This window comes from Haematospirillum sp. 15-248, from assembly GCF_012102665.1.
In the GTDB taxonomy this organism is placed as follows: domain Bacteria; phylum Pseudomonadota; class Alphaproteobacteria; order Rhodospirillales; family Rhodospirillaceae; genus Haematospirillum.
Genome location: NZ_JAAVTF010000004.1, coordinates 28,372 through 53,033 on the forward strand (window position 1 = coordinate 28,372; position 24,662 = coordinate 53,033).

A 24,662-nucleotide genomic window follows, 5' to 3' on the forward strand; every position below is an offset into this window, starting at 1 on the left:
TCCGACCCACACCATTCAAACTGAGAAAGGAGACCCGGCATGGCGCTCGGTTTCGGCGCGAATGCGCGTCTGCTTGCGGCCTTTGAAGCCACCTACGGAAGCCCGCCGACGGACAACTATCATCGTCTGGGCTTCTCCCGCTATGGCCTCTCGGCCCGCCAGCAGCTGATCGACAATGATTTGCTCGGCGAAGGCCGAGACCCGGCGCCGGCCGTGCTGGGCGCGCTCACCTGCGACGGCGAAGTCTCCGTCCCCTGCGATGCGCGACAGATCGGCTTTTGGCTGAAGGCTCTGCTGGGCGAACCGGCGACGACCGGGACAACCAATTTTACGCACACGTTCCAATCGGCGGCGTCCGTGATCCCGAGCCTCGCCTGTCAGGCCATCAATCCGGACGTGCCCTTACGCCGGACTCATTTTGGCGCGCGCGTCGATAGCTTCACGCTGCCACTGCGCCGGGATGGTCTCACCACGGCGACGATGTCGCTCATCGCGCAGGGCGAGAGTGCCGACAATGCCGATCGCGATCTGTCGCCGACGACCTATGCCCCGCTGCGGTTCGGCTCCTTCCAGGGTACCGTTCGTCGCGACGGTTCGGCACTGGGCCGCGTCGTCTCGGCCGAGATCGTCTACCGCAACGGGCTCGACCGCATCGAGACGATCCGCTCAGACGGTCTGATCGACAGCGTCGAGCCGACGGTCGCGGCGTGTACCGGCAATGTCGTCGTGCGCGTCGATGGCACGACGCTGATCGACGCAGCGATCGCCGGCACGCCGATGGAACTCGAGTTCGGCTATGTGCGTGACGCCAATACGAGCCTGATCTTCACCGTGCATGAGGCGGTGCTGTCGCGGCCCTCGGTACCGATCGAAGGCCCAGCGGGGATTCAGGTCACCTTCGAGTTTCGCGGCGCCAAGGATCCCACGCTCGGCCGCATGCTTACCGCCATCCTCAAAAACGACATCGCCGCTTATGGAGCCACGCCATGATCCGCCTTGGTCTCAAATCCGAGCCCTATTGGCTCGACCTGCTGCCCGGCGTGCGGATCAAGGTCCGCCCCTTCGGCACAGCACTCTTCTTCGCCGCACAATCGGCCATGGTTCGGGTCGATACGAAAGGCGAGGAAGCCTCGGAAGTCATCGACGCCCTGCGCGGTGTCGCTTTCATCAAGGCGCTGGCGCGGCTCTCCATCCTCGAATGGGAGGGTGTGGCCGACGCGAAAGGCGAGCCCGCTCCGGTATCGCCGGACGCGGTCGATGCGTTGATGGAAATCTGGCAGGCGGCTGCCGCGTTCGAGCGCATCTACGCCCGCCCGATCTCGGAGATCGAAACCGAAAAAAACGGCTGAGCGCCCGCGCCGAATGGCATTTCGGCGGCGGGCCGGACTATTGCGCCGCTTGCCCCGAGCGCTGCCCGGAATGCCCCTATGACCGCGAAGTCCCGGCGACCGCCGAGGGCTGGGAGGTCTGGGATCTTTTGGAGCGCTGTGCGGGCCAGTTGCGCATGGGGCCGATGGGCCCGGTCGGGCTCGATTTTGGGGCCATGTTTCTCATGGCTGATGCGCTTGGCGTGAGCCGAGCCGCACTCGCCGAATTCCTGCCAGCCGCCGAAATCGGCCTGATGCGCGGCATCACCAAGCGAAGCGACAAGAAGGACGATGGCCAACCGTAACATCTCGGTCCGACTGCAGGTCGATGGCGGACGCTTCAAGGCCGAACTGGTCGAAGCGGGACGCACCGGCCAGCAGGCGCTGAAGTCTATCGAGACGGCGGCGCAGGAAGCGGGTGCGGCCCTCGAAAAGACCGGCGCCTCCGCGCAGAAGGCCGACCGGGAGCAGGAGAAGCTTGCCCGTTCCGCCGAGCGGTTGAAGCGGCAATATGCTCAAGGCTATCAGGCGACTCAGGAACAGGGCCGCGCCACCGATCTTTTGGGCAAAGGTCTGCTGACGCAGGCCGAGCATGCCAGCGTGCTCGAAGGCATCGGCCGGAAGTATCTGGTCGCCAACGCCAATGCCCGGACGTTTGGGCAGACCGTCGAGCAGCAGGGCCAGCGCACACGCATCACGGCCCAGCAGATGGCGCAGCTGCAGCCGCAGCTGAACGACATCTTCACGACCTTGACGACGGGCATGAGCCCGTTGACGATCGCACTTCAGCAGGGTCCGCAGATTACGCAGATCTTCGGCGGGATCGGCGCCACATTCCGCGCCATTCCGCCGGTGGCACTTGGCGCGGCGGCGGCTTTGGCGGCGGTTGGCATCCCGCTCGGCATCATTCTGTCGCGCGCCTTCGATCTCTCGGCACAATCGCGCACGTTCAACGTGGCCTTGGCCGCGATGGGCCGCCAGGGTCAGACGACCGCCGAGCAACTCGGCGAGCTGGTCGAAAAGCTGCGCGATGTCGGGGTAGCGCGCGATGAAGCCCGCACGGCCATCGCCACGCTGGTCCGCACGCCCAATCTATCGGCCGGCGAAATCCCCCGGCTTGCCAGCATGGCGCCGGATCTCGCAGCGGCGACGGGGACGACTGCGAGCGACGCGGCGCGCCAGCTCGCTGAATTCGCGACCGGTGGCTACGACGCCATCATCAAGCTCGATCGGGCGCTCAACGGCTTCCTGAACCCGTCGCAGCGCGAGAATATCCGCCTGCTTACGCAGCAGGGCGAGCGCACTCAAGCCTACCGGGTCGCGATCGACGCGCTGCAGGAGCGCATTCGCGGCCTCAACGACCAGGCGCTATCGCCGACCCAGAAGTCGCTCAACGAGATCGGTCGTGCCTGGGACCGGCTGGTCGACAGTCTCGCGCGGGGTGCGGTCGGGCGCGTCACGCTTCAGGTCGTCGAAGGGGCCATCTCGGGGGCGGCCAATCTGCTCGGCCCATCCCAGCCACGTGCGCGGGATCCTCTGGCTGAAGCCGAGGATGCGCTGCAGATGGCGGTCGAACGGCTTGACCGCTTCAATCGCGAGACTCGGCTCTATCGAGACCCCAATGCAGAAGTAGTCATTCCTGGCTTTGGCTATGGCTCGCCCAACGCCGTGCGCCTTCAGGTCCAGGAGCAAGTTGAAGCAGCGCGCGTAGAGCTGGACCGGCTACGGCAAGCAGGTGAACGGGCGCAAGCACAGGTGCAGGCTGCTGCAGCGGCACGCACCCCCGTCGCACCCGAGCCGATGCGGATTGGCGAAGAGACCGCGCGGCAGATCGCCGACCTCGAGCGGCGGCAGCGGGTCTATGACGCGACACCTGCGCGTCGCCCGATCATCGAAGCCGAAATCCAGGCCGAGACGATCGCGCGCGAGCGCAATCTCAATGCGCTGGAAGCCGAAGCCCTCAAACGGCGCATGGTCGTCGATGCCGCCGCCCAACAGCGCCAGCAATATCAGGACCAGACCCGCGAGCTGGACATCCAGTCCCGGGCGACGCTGGCCGTCGCCGACGCCTATGGGCAGGGGCAGGCCGCCGTCATCCGGGCGGAAGCCGCACGCCAGGCAGCACTGGAAGGCTATCGCAGCGGCGTCGATCAAGCCTCCCGCGCCGAGGAAATCCTGCGCGGCCGGGTGGTCGAAAGTGCCGAAGCGCAGGCCCGTGCCGCGTTTCAGGCGGAACTCGCGGCCCAGAGCGCGCGGCGTCTGGCCGAGGCGGAGGCACAGGGCACCGCCGCCGTTCAACGCGCCGAAATCGCCGAGCGGTCGCTCGCCGCGACCCGCGACGCCCGGGCTGCCTTGTCTCTTGCAACAGGGGCAGCCGAAGAGCGGCTCCGGGCATCGATCGAGGCGACGACGCGGGCCATCGAAGCGCAGGCCGCCGCCGAGCGCGAGGCACAGGCTGCGCGTCTCAGCGACCCCTCTCAGCGTCGGGCGGCGGAGCTCGCCATCGAGCGCGAGAAGCGCATGCAGTCCATGCGCGAGCGGTTGGGTGGGGTCGATAGCCAGATCCTCGAAGCCCAGGATTCGGCGGCGGCATTCAGGGAGCAGGCGCGCTACTTCAGCGAAATCCGCGATCAGGCCAAGAGCCTGTCGAGCGACATCTCGAACTTCCTCGTCGATGGCTTCGCCAACGCCGGCAAGGCGGGCAAAAGCGTCTTCAGCAATCTCGCCGAAGGCGCTGTCGGCTTGTTCCGGCGCATGGCGGCGCGGATCGCCGTGACCCTGATCGAGCAGAAATTCATCCTGCCGATCACGACCCAGATCGTTGGCGCCTTTCCGAGCCTGTTCGGCGTCGTCGCCCCGCAGGCGGCGGCTTCGGCAGGCGCTTCGGCGGCCGCCAGCGCGGGGCCGGGTTTCTTCGAGAGCATCGGCAACTGGTTTTCTGGTCTGTTCGGTGCGGGCCATGACGGTGCGCTGGTCGGGATCGCGCCCTCGCACACGCGCATGGTGGCGCTCGGCGCCTTCGCCGGCGCTGGACGTTTCCATGCCGGCGGCATGTTGGGCTTGCGGCCTGACGAGGTGCCCTTCCTGGGGCTGCGCGGCGAGGAGGTTCTGACACGTAACGATCCGCGTCACCGGTGGAACCTCGATCGTCGCGATCGGGTGCTGCCGCAGGCGTCCTCCAATGACGTGGCGGTGAATGTCTACGACATGCGCATCGGTCGCGACCAGCCGCCGGCCCGCACGGAGCAGCGGCGCGGTGCTGACGGCCGACGCGAGATCGCGGTCTTCATCGAGGACAAGATCGAAGAAGCCATCCGCAGGCTCGATCGCGCGCAGGGCGAGACCTATGGCTCGCGGCGCATGACCAAGCGGGTCTGATGCATGTCGAACCTCGTCTGGCCGAGCAGCCTGCCGCAGAGACCGACGGTCGGCGGCTATCAGGAGCGGTTTGCTGAGACCGTGCTTCGCACGGCGATGGATGCCGGCGCGGCCAAGCTGCGACGGCGGTTTACGGCGGCTCCGCGTCAGATCGAACTGACGTTTCGGATGACCGCAGCACAGGTCGCGGTGCTGCGGAGCTTCTATGAAGAAACCACCGCCGGCGACGCGCTGCCGTTCGACTGGGTGCATCCGCGCGAAGGCGGTGTTGCGGAGTACCGATTCATGGAGGCGCCCCGCGTCTCGGCAGCAACCGCCGTTCTTTTCTCGGTCTCGTTGAAACTGGAGCAGATGCCGTGAGGACGATTTCGCCTGCGGCGACGTGGGCCGGGCATGCCGATGCGACCGACAAGGTCTGGCTGGTGCTTCTGGAGATCAACGCGAGCGGGCTCAGTACGCCGATCCGCGTCGTCAACGACAATGTCGATGTCGTGCATCAGGGCTGGACCTTCATCGGCTATTCCTTCGAGGTCGATCTCCCGCCTGAAAGCCAGGACCGGCCGATGATCGCCCGGATCCGGATCGACAATACCGAGCGGCTGATCGTCGATGAGGTGCGCACCATCGCCGAGCCGCCGAGCGTCACGCTGCGAGTCGTGCTCGCCGACCAGCCCGATGTGATCGAGGTCGAATATGCCGGGATGCGGCTGCGCAACGTCACCTGGGACGCGGGCGAGATCTCCGGCGACCTCGTCTACGAAGACATTCTCTCCGAGCCGGTCTGCGAGCAGATGACGCCTGCGCGTTTTCCGGGAGCGTTTTGATGTCGGAGCTTCCCGATTGGGCCGGCATGTATGTCGGTCTGCCTTTCAAGGAGGGCGGGCGCGATCGGCAGGGCCTCGATTGCTATGGCCTGCTCCGCCTCGTGATCAACGAACGCTTCGGCGGCGCCGTCCCGAAATATGAGGGCATCGCTTACCAGCCAGGCCACGACCGCGATCTGCTTGCCGCCTTGATGGACGAGCGCATCCGGCTTTGGACACCTGTCCCCATGGGCAGCGAGAAACAAGGGGACGGCGTGCTGCTGCGCGTGATGGGCCGGCCCATCCATGTCGGTGTCGTCGTGGCGTCCGGCTGGATGCTCCACATCGAAAAAGATTGCGACAGCGTCCTCGAACGCTTCGATGCGGGCTCCCGCTGGGAGCGCCGCTTGCTCGGGTTCTACCGCCATGCCGCTTGATGGATTGCAGAGCGAGATGCCGATCCGCTGGACGCTGGTCGCGCGCCCGTTCTCGACCGAGCGGGAGGAGAGGTTTGCACCTGCGGGCTTGAGCCTCGCGCAGATGCTCGAAGCCTCCGACCTGCCGCAGCGCTACTGGCCCTACCTGCAAGTCTTCGTCGACGACGATGAAGTGCCGCGCCACTGGTGGGCACGGGTGCGCCCAAAGGTCAATGCGCGGCTCTTCGTGCGGGTCAACGCCATGGGCGGCGGCGGGGGCGGGGGTGGCAAGAACCCGCTCGCCATCATCGGCGCCATCGCGGTCATCGCCTTCGCGGCATGGGCAGCACCGGCTCTGACGGCAGCCCTGTTTGGCGTGGAAGTGGCGGCGGTCAACGCGGCCGGTGTGTTCACGGCCATGGGGCTCACCAAGTTGGTGATCGCGGGCGCCATCACCATGGTGGGCTCGCTTCTCGTCAATGCGATCGCCCCCACGCCGAGCCCTGCCATGCGCGGGACCGATGCCGCCGGTCTGTCGGCACCGGCTTATGCGATCACGGGGACGTCCAACCGGCTCAATCCCTATGGCGCGATCCCGCGCGTCTTCGGCCAGCGGCGTCTGTTCCCGGTTCTGGCGGCCAAGCCCTATACCGAGACGATCGGCAACGAGCGCTATATGCGGCTCCTGCTGCTGGTCGGCTATGGCCCCCTCAAGATCGAGGACATCCGCGTCGGGGCCACGCCGATCTCGGCCTTCGACGGCGCCGAGGTCGAAATCCGCGAGGGCTGGGAGAACGACGCACCGGTCACGCTCTATACCCAGCGTATCGAGGAAGACCCGCTTTCCATTGCTCTCACGGCGGCGGGCGGCTGGCGCACGATCACCTCGCGTCCGGGTGCGCGCGAGATCAGCCTCGATATCTCCTTCGATCGCGGGCTCGCCTTCTACAACGATCAGGGCGGGCGCTCGAACGCGACGGTCGAGTTCGACGCCGAGTATCGCGCGGTCGGGAACGATGCCTGGAGCGCCATCCCCTGGAAGTCGGGCGGCGATGCGGGCTTCGAGGCGGTCGGCAAGATCGCGATCACGGAGGCGTCGTCCTCGCCGGTGCGTCGTGGCGGGCGTTTCGACCTGCCGGAAGCCGGTCAGTATGAAGTGCGGCTGCGTCGAACGACGGCTGACGCGACCGGTCCGCGTCTGATCGACAGTTCGACGCTCTCGGCATTGCGCTCGATCACCAACGATCCACCGGTCACGATGAGCGGACTCGCCATGGTGGCGCTACGGCTCAAGGCCTATGAGCAGATCAACAACCAGCTGCAGCAGATCAGCTGCCTGACGTCGTCTTATCTCGAAGTTTGGGATGGCGCTTCCTGGTCCTGGCAGCTCTCGCGCAATCCCGCCTGGGCCTATTGCGACATCCTGCGCCGGCGCGCTACGGCATCCGCGACGGCAAGCATTCGGTCGTGCGCGATGTGCCGCAAAGCGTGCCGGTGTTGCACATCACGCCGCGCAACTCCTTCAACTACACCGGCCGCAAGCAGTTCATCGATCTGCCGCACGCGCTGAAAGTCCGCTTCGTCAATCCGGACAAGGATTGGCAGGAGGACGAGCGCATCGTCTATGCCGATGGCTATAGCGCTGCGAATGCCGAGCGCTTCGAGACCGTCGATATGATGGCCTGCATCCGTTCCGAGCAGGCGTGGCGGGAGGGGCGCTATCACCTCGCTGTCGGGCGGCTGCGTCCCGAGACCCATGAGATCTACCAGGATGTCGAGGCGCTGCGGGCGACCGATGGCGACCTCGTCATGTTCGCCCATGACGTCATCCTAGTCGGACTGGCATGGGGACGGGTCAAAGGCCTGATCGTCACGGACGACATGGTGACCGGCCTGCGGCTCGACGAGCTGGCCCCCATGGCGGCCGGCAAGACTTATGCGTTGCGGGTCCGGCGTGCCGACGGCGCTAGTCAGGTTCTGCCCCTGGTGACCGCACCGGGGGACAGCCGCGATGTCACTCTTGCGACGGCGCTGCCGGAAAGCCTGGCGCCGGAGCCGGGCGATCTGTTCCAGTTCGGGGAGGCGGGCCGCGAGGCCGCCCCCATGCTGGTGAAGGGCATCGAGCCGGGGCCGAACCTTTCGGCCAAGCTGATCCTGATCCCGGCCGCTCCCGGCGTGCATGAGGCCGACACCGGACCGATCCCACCCTTCGACAGCTACATCACGCGACCGGCGCAGATCGATTTGATCCGCCCGCCTGCGCCTGTCGTCTGGTCGGTGGTCTCGGATGAGACCGTGCTGGTGCGCGGACCCGATGGGCGATCCAGCCCGCATATCGTCGTGCGTCTCTATCCGCCGACGTCCGACGCTCTCAATCCACCAGACGGGATCGAAATCCGCTACCGCCAATCGGGCAGCAGCAGCCCTTGGTCTGCCGTGCCCACCCAGCCAGCCGATACGCTGGTGGTCGGCGTGCAGCCGGTCGAGGACGGCGTCACCTACGATCTACGCCTGCGCTTCGTCAGCCGCACCGGGATCGCGTCGGACTGGACGGAAATCGCCGGGCATCTGGTCGTGGGCCGAACGACACCCCCGCCGGCAGTCTTGGGCTTTGCCGCCGAGCGTCGCGCGGACGGGGTGCAGCTCAGTTGGGAGCCGGTCTCGGCGCTCGACCTCGTCGGCTACGAAATCCGCGATGGCGCCTCTTGGGATGCCGGGACGGTCGTCACCACCCGGCATCGTGGAACGACGCTGTTCGTTGCACTCGCTGACGCCGCCGAGCGCGTCTTCTACATCAAAGCAATCGACGAAGTGGGATTGCTGAGCCCGACGGCAGCGAGTGTCGCGGCTGCCGTCTCGCCACCGGATGGCGTGACGGCGTTCGATGTCGTGCCACAGGGCGATCACGTCCGGGCATCCTGGGAGCCCGTCGATGGCAGCGGTGTCGAATACGAGTTGCGGGCCGGGCTCACCTGGGGCACCGGGCGCTTCGTTGGCCGGGCGGCCGGCAACCATCTCGTCGCACTTTGGCCTATCCGAGACGCCACGGAAGAGACGTTCTGGATCAAGGCGGTGTCGCCCGCGGGCCTCTACAGCGACACGGCCGCCTATTCCACCACGCGGCTCGCACCACTCACCGGGCGCAACGCCATCCTGACCAGCGACCGCCAAGCGCTGAACTGGGCGGGCGTGACTCAGGGCATGGAAGTGATCGGGGGTAATCTTCTGGCGCTCGCGCGCACCGGCGGAGCCAACCTGCCGCGTGGCGAGTATGTCTTCCCGGTCGATCTCGGTCGGACGTGGCGGGCGCGCAACTGGCTGGAAGCGCGCATCGCTACGGTGCCGACCGATGACCTGACTTGGGATGTGGCCGCCTTCCGCTGGGACGACGCGGAAGCCGCGTCCGCCTGGCTGCCGCTGGGCGACGTCGATGGGGCAACGGTGCGCACGCAGATCGCGGTCGAGGCTTCGCTCGCCAATGACCTGATCGAAGGCTTCCGGCTGGCCGGCAACGTGATGGGCGTCAAAGGGACGTCGGCGACACAAGCCGCCAATCTTAGCTATGCGCCGGCGCGCTTCGATCAGGGATTGAAGGTCGGCGGTGGCACCAAGGCGGCGTGGCCGGTGAACATTCCCTCGGAGTTCTCGACCACCTTCGATGTTCGGCTCGACACGCTGCTCGACGAGCCGATCGTCTATCTCGCGCTCACGGGTACAGCCGGAACCCTGCGCCTGATCTGGTCGCCCAACATCGGCGCGTTCGCCCTGGAGGATGACCATGGGCGCCGAGTGGTCGCCTCGCTCGTTCGCCGCGCCGGCGATCTCGTGACGTTTGGGATCTGCCAGACGCCAACCACGCGCCGTTTGTTCGCCGCCTCGATCCAGACGGGCGTCATCGCGTCGGGAGCCGAGCCCTTTGCTCCCCTAGGCGCTTTCACCGGCGCGCAGCTTCACCCCGCATAGGAGAACATCATGAAGATCGGCATTGCCGACCTTCTGGCCCTGCTGGGCTGGAAGGCGGAAGGAGACCGCTTTTGCCTGCACGGACGCATGGAAGCCCGGCTGATCAAGCCGGATGGCACCGCGATCCTGCGGGTGAAAGACAACCTGATCGTCGACGCGGGCTTCAGCTTCGTAGCGCAGGCGATCGGCGCGTCCTCGGGGCGCCCCGGCGTCATGAGCCATATCGCCGTGGGGACCGGCATCACTGCCGCTGCGGCGGGCAACACGGCGCTGCAGACCGAGATCGCACGCAAGGCCGCGACCTTCTCGCACACGGTGGGCACCAAGGTCTTTCAGTTTGAGGCGACCTTCAATCCCGGCGAGGCGACGGGCGCGATTACCGAGGCCGGCGTTCTCAACGCATCGTCGGCCGGCACCATGCTGGATCGTGTGGTCTTCGCCGTGATCAACAAGGGTGCCGACGACACGCTGACCCAGCGTTTCACCTTCACGATGAGCTGATGCCGTGACGGTTGAAGTCGTCACGACGCCCGGCGCCGATTATCTCTGGAGCGGATCGCCGTTTGCCTGGGACAGCGCCGAAGGCGGCAAGGCCTGGGCCGACGCCTCGGCGACCAGCTTTGTCGCTACCGAAAGCGGCGGGCTGATCCTGTCGGCGCTCGAAGCCCGGCTGCCCTTGGCGGTTCGAGCCGATGCATTCGTAGTCGGCGACGCGCGCCAACAGACGGCGATCGCTGCCCGCGCCGAGGTGCTGGCGCTGGCCGAGACCTATATCGATCTCATCGCTTTCGTTCTGAAGGTCGCGGAGTCCTTCGCCATCGCCGAAGCCGCGCCGAAGCAGATATTGCCGACGCCGGCCTTTGAGACGTTTGGGGTCGGCGGTGCCGCAGATCGGCGGATGCTTCGAGCCGTCGCCGAGTTGCTCGGGATCATCGACGCGCGTGTGGGAGCGGCACAGCGGGCATCGCAGGAATCCGTATCGCTCGCCGATCAGTCAGAGCGGTTTGCGATCAAGCCGAGCCTGTCGAGCCTTGGGCTGACTTCAGTCCGCCGCGTCATCGTCCAGCCGGAGGCGTGCCAGACCCTCGTGCTGGCGGAGACCTACAGCGATCTCATCGGCTTCATCGTCCAGATCGCCGAAGCGCTCTCGGTCGTGGATCGCGTATCCACCGCAGTGGTTCACCTGAACCCGGAACAGCTCGAAGTTCTGGATCGCGTCTTGCGGGCCAGCGAGGCGGTCATCGCCGATCTCGCCTTTCGGTCGACGCCGCTCGACGCGGAAGGTTTCGCGGCCCTTGTCGCCGAGAGCCGTCCGCTCGGCTACGGCCCGTTCCGCGATCTCACGCCGGGCGACTACGAATATGCCCGAGCACTCCTGCGTCTTGCCCTCGAATCGCCAAGCACGACCGGCAGCCGGGTGGCGCTGGCCGAAGCCCGGCTCAATATCGATGTGCCCGATGTTCGGGACCGGGGAACGGTGAGCGTGCCGATCGGCGGCACGGTTGTTTACTTTGCCCGGTCCTTCAATGCACCGCCGGAAGTGCAGGCGACTTTCAAGGGTGGCGCCGTCCTGGCCGTGCCGCAGATCGGCACGATCACTACGACCGGCTTCCAGCTCTCGCTCATCAATCCCGACACCCTGGCTTCCGTCGCCGGCAATGCGAGCTGGTCGGCCGAAGGCTACTGAACGAGGTTTTCAATGGCACAGACCTATCCCGATATCCCGGCAACCAAAGCGGTCCGGGATAGCCGCCAGGACATTCTTGATCGGGACGAAGCCGTCCGGTCGGCCTTCTCCGGCACGACGTTTCCGAGCGCCAATCTCGTCGTCGGCATGTTCTGCTTCAGGACCGATCTTGGGCAAATCTACGAGCTGACGGCCACATCTCCGGTCACCTGGACCCGGATCCCGCTGGGGGTGCCCGTACCACTGGCGCAGGGTGGTACTGGGGCGTCGGATGCCGCGACGGCCCGAACCAATCTTGGGCTCGCGGCACTCGCGGTGAAGAACACGGTCGCGGCGGCCGATATCGACAACGCCGCCGTCCAGACCGCGAAGCTGCAAGACGGATCGGTCACCACGGCGAAGATTGCCGATGGCCAAGTGACGACCGCCAAGCTCGCCGACGGTGGGGTGACGACGGCGAAGCTCGGCGACGCGCAGGTCACGACAGCCAAGCTCGCCGATGGCACGATTGCCACCGCCGATCTGGCGGCCCAGACCATCGCCGATATTCGCGCCGGTGTGGATGTCAGCACCCGGGTCGCCAAGTCCGGGGACACCATGACCGGCTCGTTGACCGCACCGGGGCTGGTTTCGACGGGCAATGTTCGCTCCGGCGCCACCGGCGACAATGCGCGCGCGACGGGCTTCGTGATCGCGGACGGCACCGACATCGGCAAACTCAATCGCAGCAACCAATACTTCGACGACCGCGCCAACAACTGCACAGGCTATCTGCCGAACGGCAATTGCTTCGGCAACGCCCAATGGACGCCGCCCAACGGGAACTGGTGGACCTGGGGCTTAGGCTTCGGTCCGGGCAATCCGAGCGGCTTCGACTTCGCGGGTGGGTCGAGCGTCAGTTACGCGGCGGTTTCGGTCGGCTTTGTCTATGGCGGCTATGCGCTGGCGGCCGACCAGATCGGCGGCGGCGAATACCGGCGCCCCTACAACAACTGCAATTGCGGCGGCTTCAATTGCTACTCGAACTGCAATTGTAACTGCGCATGTGCCTGCGACTGCAATTGCGCCTGCGGCGATAACTGAGGAGATAGGCCGTGATCAAACCGTTCAATCGCCACTTCTTCGATTTGCCGCTCCGTCTTCTTGTCGTCGTCAGGCGCGACAGCCGGAAAGTTACCTGCCGCACGCTGAAAGAGGTCGGAAAGCCGAACCCGAGTGCAGCACTCGTCACCAAGGAAGAAGCCCAGCGGCTGGTGGCGGAACATGGTTCGACGTGGCCGACGGTCTTGTTTCCGGGTCGTCCGATCGCGGGCGAACTCCTCAGAACAGACCTCGCGGACAAGGTCTTCGAAGAACTGGGCGGTGTCTGCCTCGACCTCGATGGGATGCTGGGTCGGGGCGAGTGGTCCGATCGCGCCAACTGGATTTTTCCACTCGATCAGGCGGGGGTTCCGCAGGCGCCCTTCAACCGCTTCGTCTCGACCCGGGAGACCAAAGCGCGCACACCTCGCTTGCTCGAAATGCTGGGCCGAAACTGCGCCCTGCAGATCTACGTCCCCTTTGCGAGCTGCGATTTCGACGACTGCAGTTTCAGCGTGGCGCTGCATCGTGATTTCGGCCTCGTCGGCAATCTCGATCCCGGCATCGAAGTCACCTATGCGGACGTGCTCCGGGGCGCTCAGAAGCCCTTTGCCGAGATCGCGCTTTCGAGCAACACCATCGATCTGGCGCCCGATGCCTATGACACCGTGACGGCGCAGCTCGTGGATGGGGCAGGCAAGGCAATCCGCGACGCGGATGCCGAGCTCTATCTGGAGCCGACTGGCGGCTATCTGCCAAAGCAGCGCATCGCCACCGAGAAGGGAAAGGCGAAGTTCCGGGTCGGCGCATTGGGGCTGGAGGTCGGCGACAGCTTCAGGGTGAAGGTTGGTTTCCGGCATTTCACGAGCGTTGCCGAACTGACGGTGCGCGTGGTCTGAGCCGCCATGCTCAATATCTTCCTCGGCTATGCCTGCAATTTCTCCTGCAGCTACTGCCTTCAGGAACTCGATGCGCCCGATGCCGTGCGGCGGCGTCATCCGATCGAGCCCTTCGTCGAGCGCGTCGTCCCGTTCGTCCGGGAGAAAGGGATCAAGCGGATCGACTATTGGGGCGGCGAGCCGCTGCTCTATTGGCGCGAGATCAGCGCCATTCATACGGCGTTCGAGCGGGCGGGCCTGGCTTTCGACTTCGTGCGCATCACGACCAATGGCAGTCTGCTGGCACCGGATTTCATTGGACCGATGAACGACTGGAGCTTCTACGTCGTCGTCAGCGACCATGGCGAGTTCGGCCAGCCGGCATGGGACATGGTGCGCAGGCTCAAGCGGTCGAGCATTTCCTTTCTGTTCACTGCCGAGAACCCGGTCATCTGGCCGCTGTTCGAAAAGCTCGACCGGCTCGAAGCGGAGTACGGCCGACCGTTCTGGCCCTATGCCCATTGGGTCCGCACGACCAGGGGGTGCGCGCCACGCTACTGGTTCACGCCCGAGAGCCTCGACCGTCATGTCGAGCACCTCTGGGAGCTGGCGCGGATGCGGCTGGCGGGCCATCGACATGCCAGCCTGTTCTTCGACGGCCATCTCGATGAATGGCGGCGTGGTTTGGCGCGCGCGGCGGCTCCCGTCGAGCCGCTATGCCACAGCGCCAGCCATTTGTCGGTCGATCTTACCGGTAACCGCTATGCCTGCCACCACAGTGTGAAACGCGGCTTCCGGACCGGCCATCTCTTCGACGAGACCGGCCCGCGAGATCAGATCGAGAAGGCGGCGCTCGATCATGCCTGGCGCTGGATGAAAAGCGCCGAGTGCCAAGCCTGCCCGGTGCGCTCCTGGTGCCGGGGCAATTGCCATCTGTCGCAGACCCACGAACTCGACTGCAGGCTGGCCCGCGAAAAACATCGGGTGCTTGCCTGGCTCGATGAACAAGAGAACGGCGCGCTCGCGCGCAATCAGATCAAGGTGCCCTGACATGACGGAAACCCTCGAATACCGGCTCGCGATGGCGGGCCGGAACGGATACGCGCGCGCGCTGCTCTACCGCCCGCACACCTCGGAACTTCGATGGGAAGATACCGGCGAGCCCGTCGATCTGCGGGCGGTCGGCACGGGCTACGACCCGTCGCCGCCGGACTGGACGCCTGCGGAGCCGGTGTCTCCGGCCAATCCGGGGCGCAAGAGCCGCGATATCCGCGTGCTCGCGGGCGCGCTGCGATCCGCCTATCCCAAGGCCCGATTCAATGTGATCACCAACGGCGTGCTGATCGACGACGACAAGATCGAGTTCTTGGACAAGCTCGGCTTCGGCGTCGGCATCAGCCATGACGGCCCGGCCATGCGCTATCGCGGGCCGGACCCGCTCGACGATCCGGACCAGCGCGCCGCGATCCGCAAGCTCTACGACCGTCTGCGCCCCTGGGGTCGGATCGGGTTCAACTGCGTGCTGCACAAGCACAACACGTCGCTCGCCGCAGTGCTGCGGCATATCGCCGAGCGCCTGGGCGTGCCCGTCGACGACGTTCCGCTCACCACCGAGGAAATTCTACTGCCCTACGACCAGGGCGGTGTCGCCTTCTCGCCCCAGACCGAGGGTGAGCATCGCGCCTATCTGGAATCGGTGTTTTGGGAGGCGGTGCGCGGCGAGAGCATGCCGGTCTCGACCTTGCGCTCGAAGATCGAGGAGTTCTTCCGTTCGATCGCTCAAGCCCGGCCCGCATCCTCCCTCGGTCAGAAATGCGGCGTGGACTGGCCGACCGATCTGGCCGTCGATCTCAAGGGCAATGCCCTGACCTGTCAGAACACGAGTGCGGCCACCAAGCACCGGATCGGTTCGATTGAGGCGTTCGAGGATATTCGTCTGACCATGGCGCATCACTGGTCGACGCGCGCCGAGTGCCGGAGTTGTCCGGTGCTGCAGCTCTGCCAGGGAGCCTGCCTTTTCCTCGAAGACGGACTGTGGCGGCAGGCTTGCGACAACAGCTTCACCCACAATCTCGCCGTCCTCGCGGCATCCCTCTACTGGCTCACCCGGCTCGTCCTCGTCGAAATCGAGGGCCCGGTCATGCGCCGTGACGGCCTGCCGACCCGTATCCCCGTGATCACGCTGCCGGCGGAACTCGCCGCCGCCTGACCCCGCTGCCATCGCGGCGGCATTCATCCCAGGAGAACGACCATGACTGCCTCGATCGCTCGAGGCCGCGCGCTGCCGCGCGGCATTCGCAACCACAATCCCGGCAATCTGCGCCGGTCCGCCGATCCCTGGCAGGGTCTGGCCGCCGAGCAGACGGATGCAGAGTTCTTCCAGTTCGCCTCGGCAAAATGGGGCATCCGGGCGCTCGCGCGGACCCTGATCGCCTACCAGGACAGGGTCGGCCTTAAGACCATCAAGCAGATGATCGGTCGCTGGGCGCCGCCGAACGAGAACGATACCGGCGCCTATGTGCGGGCGGTGGCCGCGAGTGTGGGCGTTGGGGCGGACGACGAGATCGACGTGCATGACTACGCAATCCTGCGTCCGCTAACCTTGGCTATCATCCGCCACGAGAACGGCCATCAGCCCTACACCGATGCTGAAATCGAAGCAGGCCTGGTCCTGGCCGGTGTCGAGCCTCCTCAGCGTCCGTTGGCGCAGACGCGCACCGTGCAAGGCGGACAGGTGGCGGCCGGCGCCACGGTCCTCGGGCTGACGGCGGAGGCGGTCCGTCAGGTCGAGCCCGCGATCCCGCTGCTGCAGTCGCTGCTTCAGGTGGCGCCCTGGGTGGTCGGCGCCGCCGCGCTCGCCGGCATCGCCTACATGATCTGGGCTCGGATCGACGACCGGCGCAGGGGGCTCCGGTGATCGCGATCATCGGCCGACTGCTCGCCCCCTATGCCCTCAAGCTTGCGACGATCTTCGCAATCATGGGCGCTGTTGCCGCAATTCTGCTTGGCGCCCGTCAGGCCGGGCGCAATGCGGAGCGCGTCGAACGCATGCGCAGAACCATCGAGGTGCAACATGACCAACTGGATGCCGCGTCTCGTCGTCCTCGCGATCGTGACGAGCTTGCTCGCCGGATGCGAGACGGCTCGTTCTGATGGGGGAGGGTGCCCGCCGGTCCCGGCGTACAGCCGGGAGTTCCTCGCAAGGGCGGCGGGGGAGTTGCAGCAGCTGCCGCCTGGGGCAGCTATCGAGCAGATGCTCGCCGATTACCAGGTCATGCGCGATCAGGCGCGGGGTTGCAGTTCAGTTGAGTAGGTTACGCTGGGGCTGCCCTCCTCTTTACCAGGTTCAGGTGTTCGAGGACACTGCCGCTCTCGCGGTGCGCCAAACCCTTCGAAGTCCTTGCCGGCCGCAGCTTTGCCGCCAGATTCCCAGATTTCAAGCCGGATAATGTCCGCCCGCTCGGCGCGATTGCTCAGATCCCAAAAGTGCATTATACTGAGTCACTTTGATGTAAGGTGCTGCATAAAATTAGAGGATGTCGCCATATGGTTGCAAAACGTGGTCGCAAGCCGACTGGCAAGCCTCGCGCGACACGCGCGTCCGCAAGTCTCCCTCCGGAGCTGTACAGCACGCTACAGGACATCGCCAAGCGTAAGAAGGTCTCCGTGGCGTGGGTCATTCGCGATGCTGCCGAGAAATACATCGCTGACCAGAAGCCTCTTCTAGAGACGCGACCTTGACCTTCAAAGCGCCGCGCGCGTCAAAGCAAGCAGACGAACAAGGAAGTAGAAAACCGCCCATGCTTGAGACCTCAAAGAATTCATCCCAGCGAAGGGCTACGAGCAAGGCTAAAAAGCCTGCAGTACTGGACATCGAGGAGGTTAAGCCGCTGACCAAAGCAAACGCTGCATTGGTACCGCAGGTCGCCTCGAAAGCTGCCTTCGCGGACAAGGAGCTTCGCAAGGCTGCGTTCTATGCCGACGATAACATTCTGATCTTGAACATGGACGTGCGTGAAGCGATGGGGCATCTAGCGCGCGCGGGGGTCATCGTGAACTGCATGGTCACGTCTCCGCCTTTCTACGGTCAGCGGGACTACGGAGTAGAAGGACAAATCGGCCTTGAGGAACACCCTCGCGATTTTATCGCCAACCTAGTGGAGTGCTTTGAATCGAGCCGCCCCGTGCTTGCGGAGAACGGCAGTCTTTGGGTGAATCTAGGTGACACCTACTGGAGCGGCAAAGGGGAGCATAAGAGCGGTGAGGTCAAGCAAAGTGCGCGGCGGTTTGGCCTGCGGCCACAAGACCGCACCGGCGACGGTGAGCTGTGCAAGCCGAAGCAGCTCCTACTTATTCCGCATCGCTTCGCGATAGCGATGCAGGACCGGGATTGGTTGGTCCGCAATGACAACGTGTGGGTAAAGCCAAACCCTATCCCCGACCAAGTGCGCGACCGCTGCTCGATGTCTCACGAGTACGTCTTCCACCTGGTCAAGTCACGATGGTACTACTTCAACAAGGGAGCAGTCGGCCGGAAGTCGCCAAGCGGCAGTGTGTTGCCGCCGTCCGATACCTGGGAAATTGCGCCAGCTCGCAGAATTCATAAGCACAAGGCGCGCTTCTCCGAGGAGTTGGTCCGCATACCTATTCTGTCCACCACGCCGCGACGTGGAGTTGTTCTGGACCCGTTTGGTGGGAGTGGCACGAGCTTGATCTTCGCTCGGAAGCATGGCTTTCGCGCCATCGGTATCGACCTCAAAACTGAGTTTTGTCAGTTGATGGTTGAGCAGCTGCGCGCGCTGGACTGATAACTGGAGAGGGCAGGATACATGCCAAAGTTTTTGACTGCCGAGCGCCTGAGCGCTGCGATTGAGGCCCTAGCAGACACGCGCGGCAAGGCTGCCTTGCTGGACTTTCTCATTGTCAAGCGAACCCTCGCCCTGAAGGGAGCGTCGCAGGTTGCCATCACGCAAGGGGAGCCGACCTACATTCAGGCAACTCGTGAGCTCGCCGCTGTCGAGGATTCGGGACACATAGAAATCGGTGCCGAGAAGGCGATTTTCAACGTCTTCGCCTCAGCCGACACCAAGGCCGGCTTTCGCAGTGGCAAGTACATCTCGAACGGGACAGGTTCGACGATTGGCGGCAACACGTGGCAAGCCATCATTGAGCTATCCACTGATAAGCCTCGCAAGGCGAGCTTCCAAACTGGTTATACATCGCACCTGGCCGACCTACTGCTGAAGGACTCGCCTCGCCTCGGCAAGCCGAACCTCGCTGAAGTCGCCGTGTGGAACTACCGGCATGTCGATATTGAGCCGACCCTAGGGACCGAAACGGACCCAGCACGCCGGGGCAAGCTGCTAGAAGCAAGTTTTACCGCCGACTATGGCCTAACTGCCGCTGAAATCGCGGAGCTGTTCGATACGTCTGGCGCGACCATTGGTGACGAGAACCTAGGCGGAAGCGCTGCTTCACCGGCGAGTTACCTCGCGGGCCTGACTGCGGCACCGGCATCGCCAGCCGTGACGATGGCCGGCCTCCCTTGTTCCCTTGATCTGGTAGTAGCGCTAGCCGCGAAGCCGTTCGTCATCATGACTGGCACGTCCGGCACCGGGAAGTCTCGGGCAACGCTACGTCTGGCGGAGCAGCTTCAAGCTCACTATGGTGCAGCAGTTGACGGGCAAGTCTTCCAGCTTGTGGCCATCGGCCCTGACTGGACCTCGCCCAAGAAGCTGCTCGGCTACCGAACCCCATTCGGAGCCGAGCGGACCCGCAGCGACGGCAGCAAGACAAACGAGAGCTACGAGATTACCGAGACGCTGCGTATCATCCTTCGCGCATGCAATCCAAAGTCAACAAAGATTCCGCACTTCCTCGTGTTTGACGAGATGAATCTCTCACACGTCGAGAGGTACTTCGCGCCGTTCCTGTCGCTGATGGAGGCAGCGAACATCCTCGAAGACGGGGCCAACGCACCTATCGTTGACCGCCAGAGCTTGGCTGTGATTAGAGAACTCTTAGACTTAGAGGACAAGGACTCCCCCGAAGCTGAGTCGGCGCGGCTGTTGGTCACCAACGAGCAGGCGCTGACGCTGCCGCCGAACCTCTTCTATGTGGGGACAGTCAACGTCGATGAGACGACCTACATGTTTTCGCCGAAGGTGCTCGACCGTGCGCATGTCCTAGAGGTGCGCGCACTGGCGCCGAGCCAGTATGTCGCTGGGGCATCGCCTGACGCGATTATTGACTTGGTACACGCGAACAATCTGCTCCGCGAGGCAATCGACGACAGAGACGCCGGCGAGGGTCGCCTTGGTGACCCTTCGGCCGTTCTTGATACGCTGGTCAGCAGGCATGGTGTCGATGCGGGCGAGTTAGCCAAGTGCAAAGCGCTCACTCTGCAAGTGCTCGATGGATGTTTCCATCTGCTTTCGCCTACAGGATTTGAGTTTGCCTATCGGGTCGTGAAGGAGGTCCACAGCTACATGCTTGTCTGGACCAAGGCTCAGCTAGCGATGGGCACTGCGCCAATCGCCGTGCTTGCCACTTGGGTTGATGGGCTTGACCGTGCTCTGTTTCAGAAGGTCCTGCCGAAGGTTCACGGTAACCGTTCGGCTCTGGGCGACAGCCTGAAGGCGCTCGCTGCGTTCCTTGGTGGAGGCGATGGGCAGAGCACACCGGCTGCGAAGTACTCGCTCGGCGTTGATGCCGTCGTGCAGATTGAAGCAGGCAAGGGCCTGACCTTGCCTGCCGGTGCGTCCTTCAAGCTCAGCATGGCGAAGCTGCTCGCAATGCACGACCGTCTAGTCACTCGCAACTATGTGTCCTTTGTGAGGTGATATGTCGCCGGTTGCGCTGCATCGCGCTCAGTTCGACCTGGGCTCTGGCATACAGCTTGAGATCGAAGCCACTCTCGGTCGTGGCCGGCCGCTCGCGGCACTGCTTGATGCGCCTGCGCTGATCGCTGCGGAAGAAGAGGTCGACGCCGGTCAGTTGAGCAGTGGGGGCGTGCCTCCGATGTGCTGGCGTGAGGGCGGCGTGCTATTCGAGCCCTTTCAGCTCCGGGAGGACACTGATTATTTCGTCGATGTGACTATCCCACTGCCACTGGCTGAAGCAGCACAGCGCTCGACCGAGCACCCGGCCTGGCCGTTCGGTCTTCGATTGGCCTCGGCGTTCACACGCGAGCCGGTGAAGCGCTGGCGTGAAGTCGAACAGGCCGGGCGGCGTCATACCGTGGTGACGGGTCAGTTCAGGCTGCGGTCGCATGCGGGCGTGCTGGAGCTTGGGACAGCGCTGGGCGGTAGTTTTCGTGCCGAGGTTGTCTGCCGCAAGCTGCGGTATTTCGACGAGTTCAAGGCGCTCATCGACAGCCTGGCAGAGAAGGCGACGGAACTGCTGCTGGCTTACGACACGCCGGTGTCGTTGTCGTTCGGGCTCTCGCAAGAGCAAGCCGGGAACGAGGCAGCACTGCATTTCCTCATGCGGTACGTGATGTCGTCCGCCCAGCTTCCAGCTGCCATGGCCGAGGTGTTTAGGGCTCCGCACTCGCGGCTCATCGAGCGGTTAGAAGTTAAGTCTATCGAGGAAATCGAGGAGGGGCAGGCGGACCTTATCATCGACCATCTCGATGTTTCGTCACTCAGCAACGGCGGTCCCCTAGCTCGGTTCTTTGGGGGGTACACCCCCCGCGAACTACCACAGAGGGAGATGTTCGAGTCTCACGACACGCCGGAAAACCGTTATGCCAAGGCGCTACTCGAACACTGCCACTTGCTGGCTCAACGGCTGGAAAGCAGGATGCGCTCGCGCAAGCGCAAAGCGGCGGAGAGGGAGGCGAGGGCGTGGCGTCTGCAGCTCGATGAGCTGCTACAGCACGGCCTATGGCGTGAAGTCGGACCCATTGGGCAGATTCCCGCCAACTCGCAGACGATGCTGCGCAAGCGTGGCTACAAGGAGCTTTTCCGGCTGGATGTGGCTCTGCGTATGAGCTTGGACTTAGCGTGGTCGCAAGGCTCCGAACTTGCCGATGGACTCATGGGCGACAGCCGCCCGGTTAACCAGATTTATGAGTACTGGTGCTTCTTCGTCCTCCGTGAGATTTTGCAAAGCCTGTGCACAGAGAGAGGCGGGGGTAACTTCTTGACCGTCGCATCGGATGGGCTCCGTATCCAGCTTGCCAAAGGACGGCGGAGCGAGTGCCGCTTTGATTTCATCAGCGGCAAAGGACTCCCCCTGACGGTTAGTCTTTTTTACAATCGGAGGTTCTTGCGGCCACGTGCCCCTTGTGCAGACTGGAGCGGCAGCTATACGGCCGCCTTTGACCCTGACTATAGCATCGTCGTTCGCACTCCCGCCGGCGCTGCACACTGGCTTCACTTTGACGCCAAGTACCGACTGGAGCGTCAGCAGGCCGAAGCGATGTTTGAGTCTGACGACGAGAACGGCACAGCTGTGGAAGGCGCGGCAGACTACGAGACCGAGCTCGTGCGTGTGCACAAGCAGGATGACCTATTCAAAATGCACACCTATCGGGATGGCATCTTGAGCACGCGGGGGGCCTATGTCCTGTTCCCCGGCGACGGGGTGGGCGGACAAACAACCAATCCAAGTCCCAACTTCTTTGTTCGTCACCCTTCTGCACTAGGCGGGAGTGGCGGTCAGCTTGTTCCTAGCGTTGGGGCTTTCCCGTTGACCCCAGAGGGGACAGGAGAGCAGGTGGATGCTGTTCGAGCGCTACTGAGGCTGACCCTGGAAGCGATCAGCAATGATGTTCCATATGCTGAAGAGCAGGCTTGGTTCGGGGTGACGCCCTAGACTTTCAAGATGCTGTGTCTGCCCGCCGCCCTTCCGCGATTGGCAGCAGACATCGCGAAATCTGGCATTTGCAGGTGTAGTTTTACAGGGTCTAAGGGTCATCCTCAGCCCAGAGCCTGGCTAATAGTATTTGCAATCGCGTCGGCCGCCAACTTCACCGGATCAGCTGCGAGATGGGCGTACCGGGCGGTTGTCTGGACCTGGGTGTGGCCAAGCAGCTTGCCGATCATCGGCAGCCCCTGGCCGGAGGCAACGGCGGTCGATGCGAACGTATGCCGGAGATCGTGGATGCGGACGTCCTTCAGCCCGGCGCGGGCTCGAACGCGCTGCCAGAAAGGCTGAAGATCGGTCAGCCGGGCGCCGGGGAGGGTGCCGACGATCACCCAGGGGTTCTTGTCGACCTTCTTGATGCCGGTCAGGACGTCGATCGCGGGCTGCCCGAGATGGACGACTTTGGCGCCAGTCTTCGAATCCGGCAGGCGCAATGCCTTTCCGGCGATATCCACGTGTTCCCACTGGAGCGTCATGATCTCGCCAAGCCGACAACCGGTCAGGATCAGCAGTCGCGCCGCCGCGATCGCCGATGAAAGCTCGATCCCCTCGTCCTCCATCTCCCGCAGGACATCCCCGACCCGCTTGAGTTCGGCCGGGCTCAGGAAGCGCTCCCGCTTCTCCTCGGCATACTTCTTTATATGCTTGCGCGGGTTCGACCCGTCCGGGCGCAAGCCCCACATCTCGGCGAGGCTGAACATCTTGGACATCACTTCGAGGCAGCGATTGGCCTCGTAGGGGATGTGGCGCAGGTCGTGGTGGAGCTTTGCGATGTCGGCCCGAGTGACCTCGGTGACCCGATGCCGGCCGAGCGCTGGCAGAATCGTCCGCTCGATGAGACGGCGATAACCCTTCGCCGTGGTTTCTTTGACCCTGACAGAGACGTGCTCCTTGTCGAAGCGCTCGGCCAGTTCTTTGACCGTGATCGTCTTCCTTTCGGCGTCGCGTTCGGCGGCAGGGTCATCGCCGTTCCTGGCTGCGGCAATGATGCCGATGGCGCGGGTGCGCGCCTGTTCGCAGGTCAGGACGGTGCTAGGGCCGAGGCTCATTCGGCGGGAACGTCGCCCGGCCCGGTACTGGACGATGTATCCCTTGCGACCGCTGGGCAGGACGCGGAGAGCGAAGCCTGGGAGTTCGTCGTCCCAGATGAAATACTCGGCCGCCTGAATCTCGGCGGCGTCGATCACGCGTTTGGTCAGTTTCGGCATGGCCCGCGATCCGCTGTTGATGCTCACTCTGCTTCCAGGCACCCGCTACCCCCGCCCGTGGAAGCACTGTGGAAGCAAGAGGGTGAAAGTCGCGGCGCGTGCCTGCGAAAATCAGAGTGTGGGACGTCCCGCTCTAAGTCAACCAAGTCATTGAAAATACGAAGAAAAAAGAAATTCCGCGTGTTCCTTCGCAATCGCTTTCCTTCCACTCATAACCTGAAGGTCGCAGGTTCAAATCCTGCCCCCGCAACCAAAAATATAGACTCATCCAAAAAATATGAACTCAATTGTTTGCAGTGAATGTAATTTCACGATGTCAGACAAAGATCTTGCTTGAGAGTTATGATGGGTGCGTCCTACAATTCTAGGGAATTGCATCAGATTTAGATCTTGGGTGGCTATTATGCCATCACATTCGCAAGTGTCGGAAACCGTCGTAAAAACTTGTACGTCTACTAATATCAAAAAACGAATTAAGGTTGCTATGTCCCGCTTAAACCGGGACTTTATGATCCAGCTTTAGCTAAAGCCAGGAACCGCTTCAGGATTATTCACGGGATAAACGCGACAGGCCAGTATCACCGGAATCAAATGAAGCAAAGGGTCCCCTTGCGGGGAAGAAGGTACGTTCAGCCGCCGCTTCTCACCCTCTTGATGGACCAAAAAGAATATGGTGATCATGTCTCCATTGGGTTCCTGTGGGCCGTAGCGCACTTAATTCAGGATTACGTCACGTTCATTGAACAGTATCAGCAAAAGTTCAGGCCAAGTGTGGGCACGCTTGATGACAGCCTCAACGAAGGCTTCGCGGTTTCTTCCCTGACGTTCAAGGCCACTGTCACTACAAGTATAAACTCCCGGAGCTTCAGGCCAATGTCAGGAGCGAGCTGCAGGGTTGAGAGCAGGCAAGACAAGCTTGTCACCATAAAATTCTTCATTATTAACCCAATATCGGCAATAGTTCGCGGGAACGATAATACCATTCCTTTTTTAGATCCCGCGCTTCACAAA

General features: G+C 63.6%; 22 protein-coding genes. 21 read left to right on the plus strand and 1 reads right to left on the minus strand.

Features of this window, described 5'->3' with window-relative positions; genetic code table 11:
* Positions 1-39: 39 nt before the first annotated feature.
* From HEQ72_RS05480 to HEQ72_RS05580, 21 genes are all read left to right on the plus strand, one after another.
* On the plus strand, positions 40-990 hold the full coding sequence (locus tag HEQ72_RS05480) for a phage tail tube protein (protein ID WP_168022799.1): 951 nt from the start codon (positions 40-42) through the stop codon (positions 988-990).
* A complete protein-coding gene (locus HEQ72_RS05485; protein ID WP_168022800.1) occupies positions 987-1,349 on the plus strand; it encodes a hypothetical protein in 363 nt (120 codons plus the stop codon). Before HEQ72_RS05480 ends, HEQ72_RS05485 begins: the two co-directional genes overlap by 4 nt.
* Positions 1,346-1,672, plus strand: a complete 327-nt coding sequence (locus HEQ72_RS11795; RefSeq protein ID WP_272487524.1) for a DUF1799 domain-containing protein — start codon at positions 1,346-1,348, stop codon at positions 1,670-1,672. The genes HEQ72_RS05485 and HEQ72_RS11795 overlap by 4 nt, the downstream gene beginning before the upstream one ends.
* Complete coding sequence (locus HEQ72_RS05495; RefSeq protein WP_168022802.1) at positions 1,659-4,745, plus strand: phage tail length tape measure family protein; 3,087 nt, start codon at positions 1,659-1,661, stop codon at positions 4,743-4,745. Before HEQ72_RS11795 ends, HEQ72_RS05495 begins: the two co-directional genes overlap by 14 nt.
* Before the next feature lie 3 nt (positions 4,746-4,748).
* The gene (locus tag HEQ72_RS05500; RefSeq protein WP_168022803.1) at positions 4,749-5,105 is read left to right on the plus strand and encodes a hypothetical protein; all 357 of its coding nucleotides are present in this window, start codon (positions 4,749-4,751) and stop codon (positions 5,103-5,105) included.
* Positions 5,102-5,569, plus strand: a complete 468-nt coding sequence (locus tag HEQ72_RS05505; RefSeq protein ID WP_168022804.1) for a DUF1833 family protein — start codon at positions 5,102-5,104, stop codon at positions 5,567-5,569. Before HEQ72_RS05500 ends, HEQ72_RS05505 begins: the two co-directional genes overlap by 4 nt.
* Complete coding sequence (locus HEQ72_RS05510; RefSeq protein WP_168022805.1) at positions 5,569-5,985, plus strand: NlpC/P60 family protein; 417 nt, start codon at positions 5,569-5,571, stop codon at positions 5,983-5,985. Before HEQ72_RS05505 ends, HEQ72_RS05510 begins: the two co-directional genes overlap by 1 nt.
* Positions 5,975-7,534, plus strand: a complete 1,560-nt coding sequence (locus HEQ72_RS05515) for a hypothetical protein (RefSeq protein ID WP_168022806.1) — start codon at positions 5,975-5,977, stop codon at positions 7,532-7,534. The genes HEQ72_RS05510 and HEQ72_RS05515 overlap by 11 nt, the downstream gene beginning before the upstream one ends.
* Complete coding sequence (locus HEQ72_RS05520) at positions 7,432-9,927, plus strand: phage tail protein (RefSeq protein ID WP_168022807.1); 2,496 nt, start codon at positions 7,432-7,434, stop codon at positions 9,925-9,927. Before HEQ72_RS05515 ends, HEQ72_RS05520 begins: the two co-directional genes overlap by 103 nt.
* A gap of 9 nt (positions 9,928-9,936) precedes the next feature.
* On the plus strand, positions 9,937-10,428 hold the full coding sequence (locus HEQ72_RS05525; RefSeq protein ID WP_245184179.1) for a hypothetical protein: 492 nt from the start codon (positions 9,937-9,939) through the stop codon (positions 10,426-10,428).
* A gap of 4 nt (positions 10,429-10,432) precedes the next feature.
* Positions 10,433-11,614 (plus strand): hypothetical protein, encoded by a 1,182-nt coding sequence (locus HEQ72_RS05530; protein ID WP_168022808.1) that lies wholly within the window; start codon positions 10,433-10,435, stop codon positions 11,612-11,614.
* Positions 11,615-11,626: 12 nt separating this feature from the next.
* Positions 11,627-12,697, plus strand: coding sequence for a hypothetical protein (locus HEQ72_RS05535; RefSeq protein ID WP_168022809.1), 1,071 nt, complete (start codon positions 11,627-11,629; stop codon positions 12,695-12,697).
* 11 nt (positions 12,698-12,708) lie between these two features.
* Positions 12,709-13,593 (plus strand): hypothetical protein, encoded by an 885-nt coding sequence (locus HEQ72_RS05540; protein ID WP_168022810.1) that lies wholly within the window; start codon positions 12,709-12,711, stop codon positions 13,591-13,593.
* Positions 13,594-13,599: 6 nt separating this feature from the next.
* Positions 13,600-14,622, plus strand: a complete 1,023-nt coding sequence (locus HEQ72_RS05545; protein WP_168022811.1) for a radical SAM/SPASM domain-containing protein — start codon at positions 13,600-13,602, stop codon at positions 14,620-14,622.
* Position 14,623: 1 nt separating this feature from the next.
* Positions 14,624-15,781 (plus strand): SPASM domain-containing protein, encoded by a 1,158-nt coding sequence (locus HEQ72_RS05550; protein ID WP_168022812.1) that lies wholly within the window; start codon positions 14,624-14,626, stop codon positions 15,779-15,781.
* A gap of 42 nt (positions 15,782-15,823) precedes the next feature.
* The gene (locus HEQ72_RS05555; protein ID WP_168022813.1) at positions 15,824-16,489 is read left to right on the plus strand and encodes a structural protein P5; all 666 of its coding nucleotides are present in this window, start codon (positions 15,824-15,826) and stop codon (positions 16,487-16,489) included.
* Entirely contained in the window at positions 16,486-16,725 is a 240-nt protein-coding gene (locus tag HEQ72_RS05560; RefSeq protein WP_168022814.1) for a hypothetical protein, read from the plus strand. Before HEQ72_RS05555 ends, HEQ72_RS05560 begins: the two co-directional genes overlap by 4 nt.
* A gap of 393 nt (positions 16,726-17,118) precedes the next feature.
* Positions 17,119-17,313, plus strand: a complete 195-nt coding sequence (locus HEQ72_RS11800) for a ribbon-helix-helix domain-containing protein (RefSeq protein ID WP_168022815.1) — start codon at positions 17,119-17,121, stop codon at positions 17,311-17,313.
* Positions 17,314-17,372: 59 nt separating this feature from the next.
* Complete coding sequence (locus HEQ72_RS05570; RefSeq protein WP_209316198.1) at positions 17,373-18,380, plus strand: DNA-methyltransferase; 1,008 nt, start codon at positions 17,373-17,375, stop codon at positions 18,378-18,380.
* Between the two features lie 21 nt (positions 18,381-18,401).
* Positions 18,402-20,414 carry an McrB family protein gene (locus HEQ72_RS05575; protein WP_168022816.1) on the plus strand — a complete coding sequence of 671 codons (2,013 nt, stop codon included), beginning with the start codon at positions 18,402-18,404 and terminating at the stop codon, positions 20,412-20,414.
* A 1-nt stretch (position 20,415) separates the two neighbouring features.
* Positions 20,416-22,392 carry a restriction endonuclease-like protein gene (locus tag HEQ72_RS05580; protein ID WP_168022817.1) on the plus strand — a complete coding sequence of 659 codons (1,977 nt, stop codon included), beginning with the start codon at positions 20,416-20,418 and terminating at the stop codon, positions 22,390-22,392.
* Between the two features lie 104 nt (positions 22,393-22,496).
* Here the strand turns inward: HEQ72_RS05580 and HEQ72_RS05585 are convergent, their stop codons facing one another.
* Positions 22,497-23,651, minus strand: coding sequence for a tyrosine-type recombinase/integrase (locus HEQ72_RS05585; RefSeq protein ID WP_168022818.1), 1,155 nt, complete (start codon positions 23,649-23,651; stop codon positions 22,497-22,499).
* Positions 23,652-24,662: the final 1,011 nt, after the last annotated feature.

Coding starts and splice junctions, on each gene's coding strand:
- HEQ72_RS05480 (WP_168022799.1), top strand. CDS start 40: ATGGCGCTCGGTTTCGGCGCGAATGCGCGTCTGCTTGCGGCCTTTGAA.
- HEQ72_RS05485 (WP_168022800.1), top strand. CDS start 987: ATGATCCGCCTTGGTCTCAAATCCGAGCCCTATTGGCTCGACCTGCTG.
- HEQ72_RS05495 (WP_168022802.1), top strand. CDS start 1,659: ATGGCCAACCGTAACATCTCGGTCCGACTGCAGGTCGATGGCGGACGC.
- HEQ72_RS05500 (WP_168022803.1), top strand. CDS start 4,749: ATGTCGAACCTCGTCTGGCCGAGCAGCCTGCCGCAGAGACCGACGGTC.
- HEQ72_RS05510 (WP_168022805.1), top strand. CDS start 5,569: ATGTCGGAGCTTCCCGATTGGGCCGGCATGTATGTCGGTCTGCCTTTC.
- HEQ72_RS05515 (WP_168022806.1), top strand. CDS start 5,975: ATGCCGCTTGATGGATTGCAGAGCGAGATGCCGATCCGCTGGACGCTG.
- HEQ72_RS05525 (WP_245184179.1), top strand. CDS start 9,937: ATGAAGATCGGCATTGCCGACCTTCTGGCCCTGCTGGGCTGGAAGGCG.
- HEQ72_RS05535 (WP_168022809.1), top strand. CDS start 11,627: ATGGCACAGACCTATCCCGATATCCCGGCAACCAAAGCGGTCCGGGAT.
- HEQ72_RS05545 (WP_168022811.1), top strand. CDS start 13,600: ATGCTCAATATCTTCCTCGGCTATGCCTGCAATTTCTCCTGCAGCTAC.
- HEQ72_RS05550 (WP_168022812.1), top strand. CDS start 14,624: ATGACGGAAACCCTCGAATACCGGCTCGCGATGGCGGGCCGGAACGGA.
- HEQ72_RS05555 (WP_168022813.1), top strand. CDS start 15,824: ATGACTGCCTCGATCGCTCGAGGCCGCGCGCTGCCGCGCGGCATTCGC.
- HEQ72_RS11800 (WP_168022815.1), top strand. CDS start 17,119: ATGGTTGCAAAACGTGGTCGCAAGCCGACTGGCAAGCCTCGCGCGACA.
- HEQ72_RS05570 (WP_209316198.1), top strand. CDS start 17,373: ATGCTTGAGACCTCAAAGAATTCATCCCAGCGAAGGGCTACGAGCAAG.
- HEQ72_RS05575 (WP_168022816.1), top strand. CDS start 18,402: ATGCCAAAGTTTTTGACTGCCGAGCGCCTGAGCGCTGCGATTGAGGCC.
- HEQ72_RS05580 (WP_168022817.1), top strand. CDS start 20,416: ATGTCGCCGGTTGCGCTGCATCGCGCTCAGTTCGACCTGGGCTCTGGC.
- HEQ72_RS05585 (WP_168022818.1), bottom strand. CDS start 23,651: ATGCCGAAACTGACCAAACGCGTGATCGACGCCGCCGAGATTCAGGCG.